Here is a 17,649-nt window from a genome sequence, read left to right as displayed (position 1 = left end):
CCGCGGACCGGTGTCTTGCACCCCCTGGGCCCCTGCGGTCGGGCCGCCCGCTCCGGAATCAACCATCCGCCCGCACGTGACCGCCCACCAGACCGCCCTGCACCCGGGGTGCGGCGTTCCAGGCCCTGACACGGCCCCCCACGGCTTCCGCCTGCCTGCCACAATGGACCGAATGGCAGCAGCAACCCACGCGCGGGGCACCGAACTCGGCAGATATCTCAAAGCCCGCAGGGCACAGGTGCGCCCGGAGGACGTCGGTCTCCCGGCCGGCGCGGGCATGCGCCGTACTCCCGGACTGCGCCGCGAGGAACTGGCGGCACTGGCCGGGGTGAGCGTGGACTACTACATCCGCCTGGAGCGCGGCCGGGAAACCAATCCCTCCCCCGCCGTCGTAGACGCTCTCGGCCGCGCCCTGCGACTTCGCGGCGACGCTTACGAACGACTGCACGAACTCGCGGAACTGGCCTCCGGCCGGGTCTCCGAGCTGCCGGCCTCCTCGGACCACACCGTCCGCGACTCAGTACTGCGGATGCTGGAATCGGTACGCCCACTGCCCGCCTACGTGGTGAGCCGGTACAACCGCGTACTGGCCGCGAATCCACCGGGCCGACGCCTCATGCCCGGGCTCTGGGACTGGCCGGAGGACCAGCGCAACCTCACCCGCTACCTCTTTCTCCACCCGGTCGGGCGGACGCTCTACGAGCCGTGGGAGGACACGGTCGCGCTCTCGGTGGCGCATCTGCGGGCGGTCGCCGGTGCCGACCCGGACGACCCGGAGCTGACCGCACTCGTCGGCGAACTGGTGCTCAAATCGCCACAGTTCGCACGACTCTGGGAGCGGTACGACGTCTGCGAGCGTGGCGGCGGGCAAAAGTCCTTCCACCATCCGAAGGTCGGACCGATGACCCTGACCTACGAGGTCATGCGACTGGCCCGGACGGGCGGCCAGCGAATGGTGGTCTATCAGGCGGCTCCCGGCACGCCGGACGAGGAAGCCATGCTCCGCCTGGAGCCCGCCGACGCACGATCGGAGCCGGCGTCCGCAGGCCATCTGGCCCCGGCCTCCGAGCCACACCCCGCCCACTAGCTCCAGCTCACCAAGTCGGAACCGTGACCTGTTCCTGGGTGGTGTCGTGCCGATGAGCCGGTCGTTGGGGCGGGTATGGCGTCAACAGATGCTCCCGACGTCGACGACGTGGTCGGCCGCGCACCGGCCGGACGTGGTCCTCGCCCAACAAGGGCAGGTCACTCGCACGCGACCATCCACCTGGCCGGACTCCACATAGTGAGCAGCCCTTTGGCGGCCGGCCGATCCGCCGGCGCCAGCCGGCACCGGGAATCGCCCTGGAGGCGCGTCCCATGGTGACGATCGAGGCGCTGCGCACCCCCAGGGCGTACGGCCGCTCCATCGGCTGACCCCCGATGGCGTCACCCGCCCATGGCCCGCGCCCCCGCGGTCACGATCACCGCCGACCCCACCACGAGCAGGAACGGGGCGCGCAGGACCAGCGCGAGGGCGGCCGCGGCGAGCCCCGCGGCCCTCGCGTCGAACACCAGGGCGTGCCCGTCGGCGAAGGTCTGCTCGGCGGTGAGCGCGGCGAGGAGAGCCACCGGCAGGAGAGCTGCCAGACGCCTGACGAGCGGTCTCTCGAGGACGCCCACGGGTACCAGCAGGCCGGCCAGCTTGACGACGTAGCAGCCGAGGGCGGTCGCGCCGATCGCGATCCAGGTGCTCAACGGGCTTCCTCCTGTGGGTTGTTGCGTGATGCGCCCCCACGGCGGCCCTGCAGGCACAGGACGGCGGGCGCCGCGAGCGCGGCCACCAGGACGGGCACGCCTGAGGGCAGTACCGGCAGCAGACCGAGCTCCAGGAGGACTGCCAAGGCGGCCACCACACGCTCGGTGGCGGTCTTCAGCATCGGCGCGAGCAACGCCAGGAAGACGGCGGGCCCGGCGGCGTCGAGGCCCCATGCCTCGGTGTCCCCGATGGCCTTGGCGCCGAGCGCGCCGATCAGCGTGGTGAGGTTCCACAGCACGTACAGGCTGAGCCCGGTCACGGCGAACCCGATCCGTGCGCTGCGCCGTGTGGGCTGCGCCAGCGTGACCGCGGTCGTCTCGTCGATGACCCACTGGGCTGCGAACGGCCGCACCGCGCGCGGGAGGCCCAGCACCTGTGACAGACGCAGCCCGTAGAAGGCGTTGCGCACCCCGAGGAAGAAGGCGCCGGCGGCTGCCGTGAGGGGATTGCCCCCGGCCGCGAGCGCCCCCACGAGCGCGAACTGGGAGGCGCCGGTGAACACCAGGAGGCTGAGCGCGCAGGTCTGCGGCAGCGTGAGCCCGCTGCCGGCCGAGGTCACCCCGAAGGCGAAGCCGGACAGTCCTACGGCGACGCCCACTCCGAGGGCGTCCCGTACGACGGCGGCGTCCGGTTTCCCTCCGCCGTCGGGACGTGCGTCTGGGAGAGCTGTCTGTTCTGTCACGCGTCGGACGGTAGGAGCAGCCGCCCTCGCGCGTCTTGTACGTTCTTGCGCTCACGCCGGTACGCACCCGGGGGCACGCCGACGATCCGGGTGAAATGCCGGTTCAGGTGCGGCTGGTCGGTGAACCCGACGGCAACAGCGGCCTCCGCCGGCGTGGAACCGGTATCCAGCAACCGCCGCGCCCGCCGCACCCGGGCGTCCGTCAGCCAGGCGTGCGGCGGCATCCCATAAGCGTCCCGGAACGCCCGCAGCAACGAGAACGGGCTGGTGCCGAGATCATTCGCGAGCCGCTCCAGGCTCGGCGGCTCGGCCAGCCCCTCCTGGAGCACGGCACGCGCGCGTGCCGCGATCCGGGCACCCGCCGTCCGCACCTCCCGCTGCGGCAACGGCCCGCCATTGAGCCGCAGCAGCCTCGTCACGGCGACCCTGAGCAGCGTGTCTGCGGCCAGTGCATTGCCGTCGTCCGCGGCCCGCAGCACCTGATGCACGAGCCTCACGGTGTACGGATCATCGAGCACCGGGCTGACGAACCCCGGCCTCCCCCGCATGAGCGTGGTCTCGGCCGCGATCTCACCCACCACTTCGGGCGACGGATACACGGCCCCGTACCGCCACCCCTCGGGTACACCGGCCCGCCCCGTGTGCGGCGTATCGGGGTTGACCAGCGCGAGCGCCCCCGCCCCGGCGTACTGATCGGCCCCGCGATGGTGAAAGACCTCGACCCCGTCGGCGATGGCAGCGATGACGAAGTTCTCATGCGTGTGCCGCACGAACTCCTTGCGGATGTACCGGGCACGCAGCAGATCGACCCCCGGCAGTTCGGCATACTGCCAGTGCCGCGCCAACTCCTTTCCCGAACCCGCCATACCCCCATTCTCCGCCAGACCGATTCCCAACAGCCCCGGCCCGCACCCACTATCCGCCCACTCGCAGCCGCCATCGCACACGAGCGGGCCGTGGCGGTGCTGCGGCGCCGCGAGCCAGGGTCAGCAGTGGTCGGCGCACTTCGCGGCACTCGACCTCGTGGTCCCGCCCGAGCTCACTTGACGACGTGTATGACGCGCTCGGAGATACGCCAGCCCTCGGCCGTGCGACGCAGCCCGTCCGCGTACACGGCGCTGACGACAGTGCCGTCGACCATGCCGCCCAGGGCCTTGGACCGGGCGCGCAGCTCGCCCGCCGGCCCCCGCGACACGACGATGTTCGTTGTGTGGTGCGCTCGCGCGTGCCCCTCGGCGCTCAGTACGGCCGTGATCGCCTCCAGTCCGGTGACCGACTCGAAGCCGAACACGCTTGCGTTCCAGACACAGTCGTCCGTGAGGCATTCACCGAGGCGGTGCCACGCGCGCTCGTCCATGATGTGGGCCCACAGCGCCACGACCCGACTTGCTTCGAGTGTGTCCGTGCTGATCTTCATGGTCGTCTCCGGGAAGCGGGGGCAGGTCAGCGGCTGCTGAGCAGGGCCAGGACGTCGTCGTACGTCCCGCTCGCCTCCACCTCGCGCACGAACTTCGCCCGCTCCACGACGAGCTCCTTGGCGTCGGGCTCGTCCCGCAGGAGGGTCAGGGTCTCGTCGAGGAACTCCGGCCACCAGCAGCTCACCCGCTGAACGCCCCGACTTCGTACGGACCCGACGCGGCGCGCCGGCCGCCCCCACGAGATCGCCCCCACGATGCTCTTCGTCTCCGCCGTCTCCGCCGTCTCCACGCGACACTTCAATGGATGCGCACGGCAAGGAGGACCGCACCGCCTCCCACCAGACGGCGTCAACGGACAGCGTCCGCTGGGCCAGTGGGCACTCGGCTCTGTCAGCCGTCGCGCTCCGCCCCGACAAGGACGAAAGCCATCGTGACTGCTTGGCCGCTGCGGTTGCGCCAGCCGTGGCGGGTGCCGTTCTGGATCACGATGTCCCCTGTCGAGAGGCGGGTGCAGTGTTCGTCGTCGAGTTCGAGGACTATCTCGCCCTGGAGCACGATGCCGTAGTCCACGGTCGGGGTGGTGTGCATGCCGTCGGGCTCCATGAGGTGGGCGATGCCGGGCGAGTCGGCCCGCTGTTCCTGGTCGAAGGCCACGGGGTCGAAGGCTGGGTCGGCCAACGCGGTGTCCGGCGGGAAGGTCAGGACGATGAACCTCGTACCGCCGGGCGCCGGGAGCAGACTGGTGACCTTCGGCGTGGGGTCCTCGCCGGTCCGGCTGACCCGCTCGCCGGGTTCGGTGGCCCACGGCAGACGGGACACCCAGCCCGGCAGGCTGGTGAAATCCCGACTGCGCGGGATGGGGCCGTCGCTGACGACGACCGATCTACCGTTCTCATCATGGCCGGTCACGACTCTGCGCATGCGTCTCTCCTGGTTCTGGTCCCCTGGCCCCGTGGAGCGGGACGGGTCAGTGCGGTCGGACGCTGCCGTGCTCGGTCGGAGCGTCGAGGGCGTTCGCCCAGGCGCGCAGGACGTCCGCAACCGTGTGTGCGGGTGCCCGGAGCAGGGCTGACGCCACCGTTCGTACGAACAGCCTGTGCCGGTCGTCCGTGAGGTACTCCACTGGGGACTTGCCGTCCACACGCGCCAGCAGCAGCGCCGCCAGCAGTGACGCGGCCCGCGCCTCGAGGGCCGGCCGGGGCTCCCAGTCGACGCGCCGGACGTACTCTTCGGCCAGCGCGTGGGCGGACCGCAGGAGAGCGTCCCGGCTCCTGGGCACCACCAGGCATTTGAGCAGCAGATGGTTGACGCAGAAGGCCAGGTCGAAGGCCGGGTCTCCGTACCAGGCGCACTCGGCGTCCAGCAGTACGGGCCCCGAGGTGCCGACGAGGATGTTCTTGGGGCTGACGTCTCCGTGCACCAGGGCCAGATGGGTCGTGGCCGTGCGCTCCGCGAGGCCCCGGAGCACGTCGCCGAGATCGGGATGCGCGGCAGCAGTGGCCAGCAGGTACGGCTCGATGCGCAAGGCGTGGAAGTTGTCGTCGGTGGAGAACTCCGCGGCGAGGGTCTCATCGCCCGCGCTCGCCGCGTGCAGAGTGCCGAGCAGCTCTCCGACGGCCGCCGCCGTCGTCGCCCGCACCTCACCGCGCAGCAGTTGCGCCTTCCACACCGGGTACTGCTCAGGGGGCAGGAACGCCATCGCGAAGAGGCCGGCCTCGGTGTCGTGGGCCAGCAGTTCCGGCACGCTGTCCGGGCGGTGCCGGGACGCGAAGCGCATCCACGCCCATTCGTAGGCGTTGCGCGACACCGGTGCCTGCCAGTCGGCGGCGACCCGCAGCCGGGCCAGGGCACGCTTGACGCACAGGGTGCGACCCGGAAGGTCCACGCGCCACAGGTCGGACGAGACGCCACCGGCCAGCGGCGTCCAGCGTGCGGGCTCGCCGGGCCCGGCGAGTCCGTGGGCGAGCAGGAATCCGGGCAGCGAGGGGTCCGGGACCGGACCCGGGTTCACCGGTACCGTGGGCGAGCTCATCGACGCTCCCCCGGCCCCGCGGGCAGGCCTCGGGGCCTGTTGCAGGCGTGGGCCGGTGCCTCGCCCGCCAGGATCCGTACGACCTCCTCGGCGGCTCGGCGGCGCAGTTCCGTGACCGAGGCGTCGGAGGAGAAGGCGACGTGCGGGGTGAGCAGCGTGCCCGGCTGCTCCAGCAGCCCGGCGGGGACCTGGGGCTCGGACTCCAGGACGTCGAAGGCGGCTCCGCCCAGATGTCCGCCGTCGAGCGCCTTGATCACCGCGTCGGTGTCCACCAGGCCGCCTCGGCTGACGTTGACCAGCAGGCCGCCCCTTCGCATCAGCGCAAGTTCTTCGGCTCCGATGAAGTGGTGCGTGTCCGGGGTGAGCGGCACGTGGAGGATCACCACGTCGCTACGGCGCAGCAGCTCCTCCAGCCCCACCATCTCCACTCCCGGGGCCTCCTTCGGAGGATGCGGGTCGTGGGCCAGGAGCCGGCAGCCGAACGCGCCGAGCCTGCGTGCGGTGGCGCGTCCGATGCGCCCGTATCCGATGATGCCGCAGGTCAGCGTCGACAGTCGGCGCAACCGGGCGCCGGCGGGGTTCCAACGGCCCGCACGGACCTCCCGGTCGAACAGGGTCAGGCCCCGCGTCCAGGCCAACACCATGCCGACGGCATGGTCCGAGACCTCCTCGACGCAGTAGTCCGGCACATTGGTGACCCATACGCCGCGGTCGGTGGCGGCGTCCACGGCGATGTTGTCGAGGCCGACGCCGAGCCTGGCGACGATCCGCAGGTCCGGTGAGGTGCCGATCGCGGTGGCGGAGACGGGTGCCCAACAGGTCAGGATCCCGGCGGGCCGGTGCTCGGCCACCAGTTCCTCGATCTCCTCGGCGGAGGCGGGCGCGGCGGGGCCGGTCACCAGGGTGTGGCCCGCCGCCTCGATGACCGATCGCTCGACGGAGTCGTCGGGCCAGGCGTAGTCGGTGAGCAGCACGGTGCCGGGGCGGCTCGGTGGGTTCATGGCAGGTCGTCCTCGCAGAATCGTGCGGCCGCGGCGGACGGCCGGGCGTCACGCCCGGTCGCGTTCGGTGAGCGGGTTCGATCCCCACCCGGGAGAGCGGCCGACTGCGTGTCCGATGGGCCGTCGGCCGCCAGGGTGGGATGGAGAGGGTTGCTGGGCTCGGTCGGGTGTCGCCGGCGCTCGCCGACTTGTGGTCGGGGCGGTCGCCGCACTACGCCCCTTGGGACGGGTCTCGGGATGCCGGGGCACGTCGCATCACTTTGTCACAGCCACGTGATGCTAACGATAGCATTAATGGTCTCCCACACGTCAAGAGTGCGCGTGCACCTGCCTGTCGACTCCCGGCGACAGCACCCACTCCGGATGCCTCTTCATGACGGAGGAACCCGGCCTGCCACGGGAAACAAGAATCGCCGAAGAAAATCCCCTGTTCACATCTTGACGCGCCAGGGACTTGCCTTCATGGTTTCTGCCAGCGCCGAACCGTGTGGCCGACAAGTGTTCGCACGGATCCCGGCTGTCGAGAACGCCACAGTCACGGACGTTCCGACGGGCGGTATACGGCTGAGTTCCGCAGGCGGCGTCCGACCGCGCGGCAGCCCTTCGCCCCCATTTCTCCTCCAGTCGACGACCGCGTTGCCTCGCCGACTCGAGCCCGTCCTCAGCTCACCGCTTCTCGCCATCGCCCTTACGGCCTCGTACAAGCGATGCATCCGCCGCGGTTCGCCGTGGCCCATTTCCCCTTCAGGAGCCGCTATGACTCACGCAGCGCAAGTCGACACCACCACCGCGCCCGCCGACTCACCCCAGGAAAGCAACAGGCCTCCCATTTCCCGCCTCATGATCGGGATGGGATTCCTGCTGGTGGTCCTCTCCTACATGGTCAACGCGATGGATCGCCAGGTCTTCCCTCCCCTGCTGCCCAACATCCGTGAGGAGTACGGATTCTCCCTGGAGCAGGGCGGACTGCTGGCGACGAACTTCACCCTCGGCATGGCTTTGGCCGGCCTTCCCGCGGGCTACCTCCTGGACCGCTTCCGCCGCAAGACCGTCCTGCTGGTCAGCATCGTGATCTACTCCCTGGGCACGATGGCCACGCCACTGGCGACCGGTTTCGCCGACATGACGCTGTACCGGGTCGTCTCGGGCTTCGGAGAGGGTATGCAGTCCGCCGCCATCTTCGCGGCGATCGGTGCCTTCTTCGCCCAGCGGCGCGGCCTCGCCTTCGGCGTCATCGGCGTGGGCTACTCCGTCGGTGTGTTCATCGCCCCGCTGATCGGCGTCGGGCTGATGAGCACACACGGCACCTGGCACTCGCCCTTCTACCTGTTCGGTGCGGCCGGGCTGCTGATCGCCGCCGCCTCCTTGTTCCTCGTGAAGAGCGGCCTGACCGAGCACTCCGCCGAGAAGGTCGCCTCCACCAAGTCCTACGAGTACATGCCGGCTTCCGCCTACAACCGCAACACCGTCTCCCTGGCCGTCCACGCGGTCATCAGCGGTGTGGCCATCTACGGATTCCTCGGCCTCTACCCGACGTTCCTCATCACCTCGCTGCACTACACCGCCGAGCAGGCCGCACTGGCCATGAGCTTCCTCGGCTTCGGCGGCATGACGGCCGTGTTCGGCGGCTGGCTCGGTGACCGCTTCAACCAGCGCAACCTGCTGATTCTGAGCCTCCTGGCCGTCTCCGCCATCAGCGCGTGCGTCTACGAGACGCACGCCGGAGTGGGGACGCAGTGCGCGTTCGCCTTCCTCATGGGCGCCTTCGGGCTGGGCTCCATCTATCCCAACACCAACAGCGCGATGCAGCGGGCCGTCCGCCCCACGCAGATCGGGCGCGCCTCCGGCCTCTTCGTCACCAGCTACTACGGACCAGCGGCGTTCTCGGGCCTGCTCTTCGCCGCTCTGGTGGACTCCTTCGGCTGGACCCGGGCCGGGCTGCTGCAGGTCACGGTCCTGCCGCTGCTGGGTGTCGTCGCCCTGGCCTTCGTCCGTACCTCGCAGTTCAACAACGCGGTCCGTTGACCCCAGGTCCGCCCGGCGAGTCCACTTGCCGGTGATCAGTCACCGACAGGGTGCGATGACACCTCGCCGACATTCCACGGGGCCTGCCCACCGCCGAACGGTGAGCAGGCCCCGGCTCGCGGTCTCCCGGCGGGTGCCCGGAGTCAGAGGCTCTCGGCCACGACCGGGTTGCGCAGGACGCCAATGCCCTCGATCTCCACCTCGATCTCGTCTCCGGGTCGAATCGGCCCGACACCGGAAGGAGTACCGGTCATGATCGCGTCTCCTGGCAGCAGGGTCAGATACCGGCTGAGATAGCTGACGATGTCAGGAACGGTCAGCAGCAGGTCGGCCGTGCTCGCCGACTGCATGACGGCGCCGTTCACACGAGTCGTGAGCGACAACGCCGAGGGGTCGAGTCCCGTCGCGATGGCCGGTCCGAGGGGAGCGAAAGTGTCCTGCCCCTTCCCGATCAGAAGCGTGCCGAACGCGCTCTCCCTGCGCTGGACGACGCGGTCGCTGACGTCATTGCCACAGGTATAACCGAGGATGTACTCGTGGGCCTCGGAGGCTTTCACATGACGGGCCTCCTTTCCCATGACGACGACCAACTCACCTTCGAAGTGGATGAGTTCACCATCCGCCGGATAGACGATCGCCTCACCCGGACCTATGACCGCCGTACTCGGTTTCATGAAACACACGGGAACTTCCGGAACCTCGCGATCGGTCTCGTCGACGTGCGAGGCGTAGTTGTAGGCGAACCCGAAGATCCGCGGCCGCTCGAGCGGCGGGAGAATGGCCACGTCGCCGAATTCGTCGACGTGCCCGGTAGGGGACAGCCCGATGAAGGGATCCCCTTCGAATCTCGCGATCCCGGAGTCCCCGGACACGAGTTCTCCGTAGTGCCGCACGCCGCCGACGGCATACCTGACGATCCGCACGGAAACCTCCGCAGGTAGGCAGCCACAGGCGGCTGCACGATCCATCCAGCAATGCTAACGTTAGCACGCTCATGGTGATCAATCCGGCGGTCCGCTCCTTCGACCACGGAGCGCAACGAAAGTGCTATCGTTGGCACACAGCATGTGACGACATGGGATCAGTTCAGCTCAAGGGAGCCACTACGTGGTCACGACCAGGGACATCGCCGAACGCCTCGGAGTCTCCGTCTCGACGGTCGGCCGGGCGCTCTCCGACGATCCCCGCATCAGCGAGGAAACCAAGTTCAAGGTCCGCCAGGCCGCCTCCGAGATGGGATACGTCGGCAACCGCGCGGCTCGCATGATGCGCGGAGCGTCCAGCAACGTCGTCGCGCTGGTGATCCCGGACATCCGTAACAGCTTCTACTCCACCATCGCGCACGAGCTGTCCAAGAACATGGAGGCCGAAGGCTTCCAGCTGATGCTCTCGGAGACCGACGACGACCGGATGGTGGAGCTGCGGCACCTGCGGGAGCTGTCCGCGACCCGTGTGGCCGGCGTCATCATCGTGCCCACCGCGCGCCCGCACAGCGACTCCGTCAAACTCCTGCGCACGGTGCCGCATCTGCAGCTCCTGCGCCGCCACCCGTCGCTCGGCTCCCAGTGGTTCGGCGTGGACGACCACGAGGCACTGCGGCAGGCGACGGCCCATCTGGTGGCCCAGGGCCACACCCGCATCGCGTACCTGGGCGGCCCCACGGAGCTTCCCACGGGTGCCGAGCGTCTGCGCGGCTTCCGCAGCGCCCTGCGCGAGGGTGGGTTGCCGGACGACGCCGGGGTCGCGGAGCTGGGGCCGCCGTCGTCAGTGGACCACGGCCGCCGGACCGTACGGCGGCTGTTGAAGGGCCCGAATACGCCCACGGCGCTCGTTCTGGGATCGATCCAGCTCACCCTGGGAGTCCTGGAGGAGTTGTCCGAGCAGGGCGTGAAAGTGCCCGGGGACGTGTCCGTGGTCGGCTTCGGAGACGAACCGGGGTTCTCCTGGTGGGGTCCCGGACTGACCACGATCGGTCTGCCGATCCAGGAGATGGCCACCGGCTGCGCGCTGTGGCTGATGCGCCGGCTCAAGACCAAGCCGAGCAACGACGGCCCGTACACCTCGGTCTCCCCCGGGTCGCTGGTCCTGCGCGGCAGCACGGCACCTCCCGGCAGAAGGGGTCGGTCCGAGTCCGGCTGAGCCACGGGCGGCTTCACACGAGAACACGAAGGTGCCCGGAACGATGCGTTCCGGGCACCTTCGTGTTCTCCGCCGGGTCAGTACGCCCCGCTGCGCAGCCGGCGCATGACGCGGGCGGTGCGCGCGAGTTCGTCGAGCACCTGCTCGGCGGCGGCCTCATGTATCTTGCCGGGCCGGAAAGCGCCCTCCTCGACGAGTTCGTTGACGAACGGGACGCTCACGGTCGGGCCGATCGGCAGCATCCTGAGGTTCGCCACGACCTGCTTGCCCATCTGCACCGCGCGGGTACCGGCCGAGACGCCTCCGTAGCTGACGAACGCCGCCGGCTTGTGCTGCCACTCCACCGCGAGGTAGTCCCACGCGTTCTTCAGAGGCGCCGGGAAGCCTCCGTTGTACTCCGGGGTGACGAAGACGAACGCGTCCGACGCGTCGACGATCCGGCTCCATTCGCGGGTGTGGCTCTTCGTGTACCGCTGCTGGGCGGGCGGATGCGGCTCATCGAAGAAGGGAAGAGCGAGCTCCCCCAGGTCGACGGTGCGCGATTCGAACTGGTCGTACTCCGCGGCCCGGGCAGTGAACCAATCCGCGACGGATCTGCCCACACGTCCGGGACGAGTACTGGCCACAACAGCGGTGAGGGCCATCGGCCCCACGGAGGGCTCGGCTGCCATAGCGGGCTCACTTTCCCTTCGGCCGCATCCTGCCCGGCGGGCCCGCGCCTTCCTGTGCTGTCCGTCCGTCCAGGAAGAACGCGGGCCCGCCGGAGACCTTTTCGGAGCGGGATTGTGCGAACGATAGCATGCGGTTGACGGTGAACCAACGAGCCGGAAGTGATCGACGAAGCTGCAGGATCGAGGCTCGCTTCACCCCTTGACACGGCCGCCAGCACTTCGCACTATTGCGCTATCGTTAGCATTTCATCGCGATGGTCGAGTAACTCTCCTCCCCATGCGCCCTCGGTCGGCGCCAATCGACCCGCGGCAGGCCATACCACGCACCTGTCGGCACCCGTTCCGGCAGCAAGACCCGCGTGCCGCCTCGCCGTGCGGACGCCCGTCCCCCGACGACAGGCACGAACTCACCTCCCCTCACCCCGATCGCCCGACTTCGAAAGGTCGCACCGCCATGACAGACGCGCGGATAGCCAAGCTCCACGGCCGCAGGGTGTGGGACTCCCGCGGTCGGCCGACCGTCGAGGTCGAAGTTCACCTCGCGGACGGCGCGATCGGGCGGGCCATCGCACCGGCAGGGGCTTCGACGGGCCAGGGGGAAGCGCTCGACCTGCGCGACGGCGGTAGCCGCTTCGGCGGGCTCGACGTCCAGCGGGCGGTGGGCTCGGTGAACGACGAGATCGCGCCCGCCCTCTACGGCCGTGAAGCGAGCGACCAGGAGGCCGTCGATCGGTTCCTGGTGGACCTCGACGGAACCCGCGACCGCAGTCGGCTCGGCGGCAACGCGATCGTGGCCAGTTCCATGGCCGTACTGCACGCGGCCGCCGCGTCGGCCGGCGCACCGCTGTGGCAGCACCTGGCGGGCGGACGCCCGGTCCGCATCCCGCTGCCGGAGATCCAGATCTTCGGCGGCGGCGCCCACGCCGACCGCCGGGTCGACGTGCAGGACTTCATGGTGATGTGCCCCGCGGCAAACGGCTTCTCCGAGGCCCTGGACTGGACCGCGGAGATCTACCGGGCGGCCGGAAGCCTGATGCGTGCGGCGGGAAAGGCACAGGGCGTGGCCGACGAGGGTGGGTTCTGGCCCGCGTTCGACTCCAACGAGGAGGCGCTGGAGACGCTGACCCGCGCCATCGAGGCCGCGGGCTTCGCTCCCGCGACCGAGGTGGGCATCTCCCTGGACGTCGCGGCCTCGCAGTTCGGCAGCGGCGGGCGGTACACGCTGGCCCTGGACGATCGCACGCTCGACAGCGCGGCGCTGATCGACATGCTGGGCGGCTGGATCGAGCGGTATCCGATCCTGTCCGTAGAGGACCCGGTGGGCGAGGACGACCACGAGGGCATGGTGGAGTTCACCCGGCGCTACGGCCACCGCTGCCAGGTGATCGGCGACGACTACCTGGTCACGAACGCCAAGCGCGTGGAGGTCGCGGCGACCGGCGGTGCGGTGAACGCCGTCCTCGTCAAACCGAACCAGGCCGGTACGGTCACGGAGGCGTTCCAGGCGCTGCGGGCCGGGAAGGAAGCCGGCTTCGGCACGATCGTCTCGGCGCGTTCCGGGGAGACCGAGGACATCACCATCGCCCATCTGAGCGTCGGCTGGGACGCCGGCCAGTTGAAGGTGGGCTCGTTCACCCGCTCCGAACGCATGGCGAAGTGGAACGAGGTTCTGCGCATCGAGGAAGCCCTCGGCGAAGCCGCGCAATTCAGCGGATGGTCCGCCTTCGCATTCGCCGGAGCCAGGGCTTTTACCACCAAACCGTAAAACGGCCTCGAAGTATTACAGTCATCGAAATCCAGATTCCGATCGGAGCACGGAGGCCAGCATGCTGCCACCCGTCAATCTGCGCCCGAGTTTCAACATCACCCGCTCCAGCCATGTCCGGCTCACCGTGGCCGACCTGGCCGAGAGCCGGAACTTCTACGTGAACGTGCTGGGACTCGTCGTCTCCGAGGAGGACGAACGCGCCTGCTACCTCCGCGGCCTGTCGGAAGCCTGCCACCACAGCCTCGTTCTGGAACTGGACGAAGAGGGTGCGGGCTCCTGCAGAAGGATCGGCTTCCGGGTCTTCTTCGACGAGGACCTCGACATCGCCTACGACTGGTTCCGTGCGCGCGGGCTGCCCGCGGCATGGGTCGACATGCCGCACCAGGGCCGCACCCTGCATGTCAGCGACCCCATCGGCACGCCGCTCGAACTCTGCGCGCACATGGAGACCCTGCCGCGGCTGCACATCGACTTCCAGCTCCACAAGGGCGCCCACGCGCAGCGGCTCGACCACTACCAGACCTTCGCGCCCGACACCTACGAGCTGTGCGCGTTCTACGGCGAGCTCGGTTTCCGCAACTCCGAATACCTTGCCCACGACGACAAACTGCTGGGCGCCTTCATGTATCGGAAGGGCACCTGCCTGGACCTTGCGATCGTCGAGAACACCGGCCCCGCCCTGCACCACTTCGCGTACACCGTCTCCGAGAGCCATGACATCTTCACCGCCTGCGACTTCGCCGGGATCCACGGCTACGGCGACGGTGTGGAGCGGGGCCCGGGGCGTCACGGTCCGGGCGGCATGCTCTTCGCCTACCTGCGCGACCCCGACGGGCACCGGGTGGAGGTCTTCAACAGCCACTACCAGACGATCGACACCGAGATCGAACCGGTGCGCTGGGACGCGGGTTCGCTGAGCACCAACGCCCGCTGGGGCCTTCCGGCCCTGGAGAAGTGGTACTTCGAGGCGTCGCCCTTCGTGGGGGTCGAGCTGATACCGCCGGCCGACCCGCCGAAGCCCATGTCACTGGAGCGGTTCCTGCTCGAAGAATCCACCCACTGATCCCCCGCCCGAGGAGAGGCCATGGCACGCGTCCCCTATCTGCGCCGCGAGAACGCGGACGAGTCACACAAACCCCTGTACGACCGGCTGGAAGCCGAACGCAAGGTACCGACGGCGAACATCTTCCTCGCTCTCACCCACGCGCCCCCACAGCTGGACGCCTTCTTGACCTACGCCAACTCGCTACGGGCCGCCGACCTGAGCCCCCACCTGCGTGAACTTGCCATCCTGGCCGTGGGACACGCGACCCGTTCCGCGTACGAGGTCGCACACCACCAGTCGCACGGGCTCAAAGCCGGGCTCACCGGGGAACAGCTCGCGGCGGTCGCCGAGTTCGAGTCGTCCGATCTGTTCGACGACCTGGAGAAGGCCGTGATGCGACTCGCCAAGGAGTCCACCCTCCAGGTCGACGTCTCGGATGAGACATGGCGTGCCGCCGCCGAGCACCTGACGGATCAGCAGATGGTCGAACTGTCGTTGTCCATTGCCTGGTACAACTCCGGCGTCCGCATCATGGGGCTGCTGGACATCGACCTTGAGGACAATTACGCGAACCCGTTCCCGAAGTCGTAGAACCCGGCGCCGCACAGAATGTCTCCGCTCCCCGATACTCGGGACGGAGCAGTTTCAAGGAGTATTTCAATGGCGAAAATGCTCGCTGCACGACTGCACGCGCTCGGTGAGCCCATGTCGGTGGACACGATCGACGTGCCCACGCCGCGCCCGACCGACGTACTGGTGCGGGTCAGGGCGTGCGGGATCGTGCCGAACATGGCCAACGTGATCAACAACTGGCCCACCTGGTTCCCGCATCAGCCGTTGCCGAAGTTGCCGGCCATCTTCGGCCTGGACGCCGCCGGCGTGGTCGAAGCGGTCGGCGAGGCGGTGCTGCACACCAAGCCCGGTGACCGGGTGTACGTCAACCCCCTGCGTTCCTGCGGCAGTTGCCAGGTGTGCCGGGGCGGTGAACTGAGCCGGTGCCGCTACTTCACGTTGAACGGCTACTTCAGCACCTCCCGTGACGGCCAGCGGATCTTCGATCTGTACCCCTACGGCGGCTTCGCGGAGTACATGACCGCCCCGCAGTACTCGATCGTCAGCATTCCGGACACCATGACGTTCGAACAGGCCGGCAAACTGGGCTACATCGGCACGTCCTACGGAGCCCTCAAGAACGCCGCCGCCGGCCCTGGCCAGGTCGCGCTCATCGACGGGGTCACGGGAACCCTGGGTGTCGCGTCGACCGTGCTCGCACTGGCCTCCGGCGCCACACGGGTCCTCGGGACCGGTCGCAACGAGGAACTCCTCAAGCGCGTCAAGGAACTCGACCCGGAGCGGGTCGAGGTCTTCCGGCTGGGTGACGGCTCCACCGGTGAGTGGGCGAAGGCCATGACGGGTGGCGAAGGCGCGGACTACGTGATCAGTGCCCTGGGTGCCAAGGCACCGGTGGAGACGATGCTCGACTCCATGCGGGGCGTCCGACGGGGCGGCAAGGTGGTCAACGTCGGCGGCGTGGCCGACCGGCTGCCCGTGGATGTGAAGTGGCTCATGGACGAGCAGGTCCAGCTGATCGGCTCCAACTGGTTCAGCACCGCACAGGGACAGGAACTCGCCGACATGGTGGCCACGGGCGCCCTGGACCTGTCCTATCTGCAGGTCAAGCCCTTCCCGCTGTCCAGGGTCAACGAGGCGATCTCCGGTCTGGAAGACCGCGACGGCGGATTCAGCAACTACGTCGTCATCCCCTGATCCACAGGTACCGGGCGCCCAGACGAGCGTCCCCACGCGTCCTGACGCTCCTCGGCCGCAAGCCGTCAGCCTCTGGCCGCCACATGCCCCCTTGACACCCCGAGCTCACCCCGCGGCGTTCCTGTTCTGCCCTGACGATGCCGCGGGGTGTCGGGGGGGGGGCAACCCACCGGTCGTCCACACGGCCGGTGCCCCAGTGAGTACACGCCCAGGAGAGCGGAGGAGCCGGTGGAACTGCGCTGGCTGGAATCGTTCGTCATCGTCGCGGAGGAACTGCACTTCGCGCGGGCGTCAGACCGTCTCCATCTTGCTCCGTCGGCACTCAGCGCCCAGATCAGGGCTCTGGAGTCGCACTTGGGGGTGCGCCTGATCGACCGAGGACGACGCACCCGCCCGGCACTGACGAGCGCCGGGCAACTCTTCGTCGAGCAAGCGCGGCTGACCCTCGCGCAGGCCGCGCGGGCCGAAGCCGTGGGGCGCAGGGCCGGACGCGGGGAGCTGGGCCACGCCCAGATCGCGTACGTCGCCTCCGCCGCGTTCTCCGGAGTACTGACCGATGTCCTCAGCCGCTGCGCCGCCCCCGGTACGCAGCTCGTCGTTCAGGTGAAGGAGTTGGAGACACCGGCGCAACTGGAGGCGCTGACCTGCGGGGACATCGACGTCGGCTTCCTGCGCTGGAGGCCGCAATACCCGCCCGAGGTCACGGCCACCTGCCTGCTGACCGAAGAGGTCGTCCTGGCGTTGCCGTCCGACGCACCGCTCGCGGCGTACGAGACGGTTCCGGCAGCGAAGCTGCGCGATGAACAGTTCGTGGCCCCGCATTTCAACGAGGAGTACGGCTGCCGCGACCAGATCCTGAAGGTGGCCGAGCAAGGAGCGTTCAGCCCGCGGTGCGCACCCCCGGTGCGGGACTTCATCGCGGCTCTGACACTGGTGGGCGGCGGTCTCGCGGTGGCCCTCGTCCCCAGCTCTCTGCGACGCGTGCAGATCCCCGGGGTGGCCTACCGTCCGCTGGCCGACGTATCTCTGACTACCCGGCTGGTGGGCGCCTACCGCAGGGGCGAGACCTCACCCGCGGTGCGCGGCGTCATCCGCCGCCTGCGCGAGGCAGCTGCCACCACGATCAGCGCCGGCTGAAGCCGCGGTCGCCCGGCAGAGGCCGGGCACAGGGCCATATTCACGCCGGGCGGCATCCTGCCCAGGGGGCACCGGCCCCCACCAACTGCGCAGGTCAGAGGGCCCTGGGCCCGACCTGCTCCCAACAGTGCACCACAGGTCACGGCGGCATCGGTCAACCACCGCC

General features: G+C 69.2%; 17 protein-coding genes and 1 pseudogene. 8 read left to right on the top strand and 10 right to left on the bottom strand.

Annotation, left to right across the window (positions count from 1 at the left end):
* Positions 1–172: 172 nt before the first annotated feature.
* On the top strand, positions 173–1,087 hold the full coding sequence (locus AB0959_RS19545) for a helix-turn-helix domain-containing protein (protein WP_366827665.1): 915 nt from the start codon (positions 173–175) through the stop codon (positions 1,085–1,087).
* Between the two features lie 341 nt (positions 1,088–1,428).
* On the opposite strand, the gene AB0959_RS19540 is transcribed toward AB0959_RS19545, so the two are convergent.
* The 8 genes and pseudogenes from AB0959_RS19540 to AB0959_RS19505 all read right to left on the bottom strand — a co-directional run bounded on the left by AB0959_RS19540 (position 1,429) and on the right by AB0959_RS19505 (position 6,931).
* Positions 1,429–1,737 carry an AzlD domain-containing protein gene (locus AB0959_RS19540; protein WP_366827664.1) on the bottom strand — a complete coding sequence of 103 codons (309 nt, stop codon included), beginning with the start codon at positions 1,735–1,737 and terminating at the stop codon, positions 1,429–1,431.
* Positions 1,734–2,396, bottom strand: coding sequence for an AzlC family ABC transporter permease (locus tag AB0959_RS19535; RefSeq protein WP_366827663.1), 663 nt, complete (start codon positions 2,394–2,396; stop codon positions 1,734–1,736). Before AB0959_RS19535 ends, AB0959_RS19540 begins: the two co-directional genes overlap by 4 nt.
* Positions 2,381–3,346: pseudogene (locus AB0959_RS19530) on the bottom strand (AraC family transcriptional regulator). The gene AB0959_RS19535 and the pseudogene AB0959_RS19530 overlap by 16 nt, the downstream one beginning before the upstream one ends.
* A gap of 173 nt (positions 3,347–3,519) precedes the next feature.
* Positions 3,520–3,897, bottom strand: coding sequence for a nuclear transport factor 2 family protein (locus AB0959_RS19525; protein ID WP_366827662.1), 378 nt, complete (start codon positions 3,895–3,897; stop codon positions 3,520–3,522).
* 26 nt (positions 3,898–3,923) lie between these two features.
* Positions 3,924–4,187, bottom strand: coding sequence for a hypothetical protein (locus tag AB0959_RS19520; protein ID WP_366827661.1), 264 nt, complete (start codon positions 4,185–4,187; stop codon positions 3,924–3,926).
* 101 nt (positions 4,188–4,288) lie between these two features.
* On the bottom strand, positions 4,289–4,819 hold the full coding sequence (locus AB0959_RS19515) for a cupin domain-containing protein (RefSeq protein ID WP_366827660.1): 531 nt from the start codon (positions 4,817–4,819) through the stop codon (positions 4,289–4,291).
* Between the two features lie 46 nt (positions 4,820–4,865).
* A complete protein-coding gene (locus AB0959_RS19510; protein ID WP_366827659.1) occupies positions 4,866–5,930 on the bottom strand; it encodes an aminoglycoside phosphotransferase family protein in 1,065 nt (354 codons plus the stop codon).
* Positions 5,927–6,931: a C-terminal binding protein gene (locus AB0959_RS19505; protein ID WP_366827658.1), complete on the bottom strand. Its 1,005-nt coding sequence runs from the start codon at positions 6,929–6,931 to the stop codon at positions 5,927–5,929. Before AB0959_RS19505 ends, AB0959_RS19510 begins: the two co-directional genes overlap by 4 nt.
* 756 nt (positions 6,932–7,687) lie before the next feature.
* On the opposite strand from AB0959_RS19505, the gene AB0959_RS19500 reads away from it, so the two are divergent.
* A complete protein-coding gene (locus AB0959_RS19500) occupies positions 7,688–8,956 on the top strand; it encodes an MFS transporter (protein ID WP_366827657.1) in 1,269 nt (422 codons plus the stop codon).
* Positions 8,957–9,099: 143 nt separating this feature from the next.
* On the opposite strand, the gene AB0959_RS19495 is transcribed toward AB0959_RS19500, so the two are convergent.
* Positions 9,100–9,924, bottom strand: a complete 825-nt coding sequence (locus AB0959_RS19495) for a fumarylacetoacetate hydrolase family protein (RefSeq protein WP_366827656.1) — start codon at positions 9,922–9,924, stop codon at positions 9,100–9,102.
* A 139-nt stretch (positions 9,925–10,063) separates the two neighbouring features.
* Here AB0959_RS19495 and AB0959_RS19490 point away from each other — a divergent pair, with 139 nt between their 5' ends.
* Entirely contained in the window at positions 10,064–11,095 is a 1,032-nt protein-coding gene (locus tag AB0959_RS19490) for a LacI family DNA-binding transcriptional regulator (protein WP_366827655.1), read from the top strand.
* A 77-nt stretch (positions 11,096–11,172) separates the two neighbouring features.
* Here AB0959_RS19490 and AB0959_RS19485 read toward each other — a convergent pair whose 3' ends face one another.
* Positions 11,173–11,766, bottom strand: a complete 594-nt coding sequence (locus AB0959_RS19485) for an NAD(P)H-dependent oxidoreductase (protein ID WP_366827654.1) — start codon at positions 11,764–11,766, stop codon at positions 11,173–11,175.
* A gap of 454 nt (positions 11,767–12,220) precedes the next feature.
* Here AB0959_RS19485 and eno point away from each other — a divergent pair, with 454 nt between their 5' ends.
* From eno to AB0959_RS19460, 5 genes are all read left to right on the top strand, one after another.
* Positions 12,221–13,531 carry a phosphopyruvate hydratase gene (eno, locus tag AB0959_RS19480; RefSeq protein WP_366827653.1) on the top strand — a complete coding sequence of 437 codons (1,311 nt, stop codon included), beginning with the start codon at positions 12,221–12,223 and terminating at the stop codon, positions 13,529–13,531.
* A 61-nt stretch (positions 13,532–13,592) separates the two neighbouring features.
* Entirely contained in the window at positions 13,593–14,597 is a 1,005-nt protein-coding gene (locus tag AB0959_RS19475; RefSeq protein WP_366827652.1) for a VOC family protein, read from the top strand.
* Between the two features lie 21 nt (positions 14,598–14,618).
* Complete coding sequence (locus AB0959_RS19470) at positions 14,619–15,170, top strand: carboxymuconolactone decarboxylase family protein (protein ID WP_366827651.1); 552 nt, start codon at positions 14,619–14,621, stop codon at positions 15,168–15,170.
* A 69-nt stretch (positions 15,171–15,239) separates the two neighbouring features.
* Positions 15,240–16,346, top strand: coding sequence for an alcohol dehydrogenase catalytic domain-containing protein (locus AB0959_RS19465; RefSeq protein WP_366827650.1), 1,107 nt, complete (start codon positions 15,240–15,242; stop codon positions 16,344–16,346).
* 228 nt (positions 16,347–16,574) lie between these two features.
* On the top strand, positions 16,575–17,483 hold the full coding sequence (locus AB0959_RS19460) for a LysR substrate-binding domain-containing protein (RefSeq protein ID WP_366827649.1): 909 nt from the start codon (positions 16,575–16,577) through the stop codon (positions 17,481–17,483).
* The last annotated feature ends 166 nt before the right edge of the window (positions 17,484–17,649 follow it).

The sequence above is a fragment of the Streptomyces sp. NPDC046862 genome, from assembly GCF_040704615.1.
Classification (GTDB): domain Bacteria; phylum Actinomycetota; class Actinomycetes; order Streptomycetales; family Streptomycetaceae; genus Streptomyces.
This window is presented reverse-complemented; position numbering and strand designations above follow the sequence as displayed.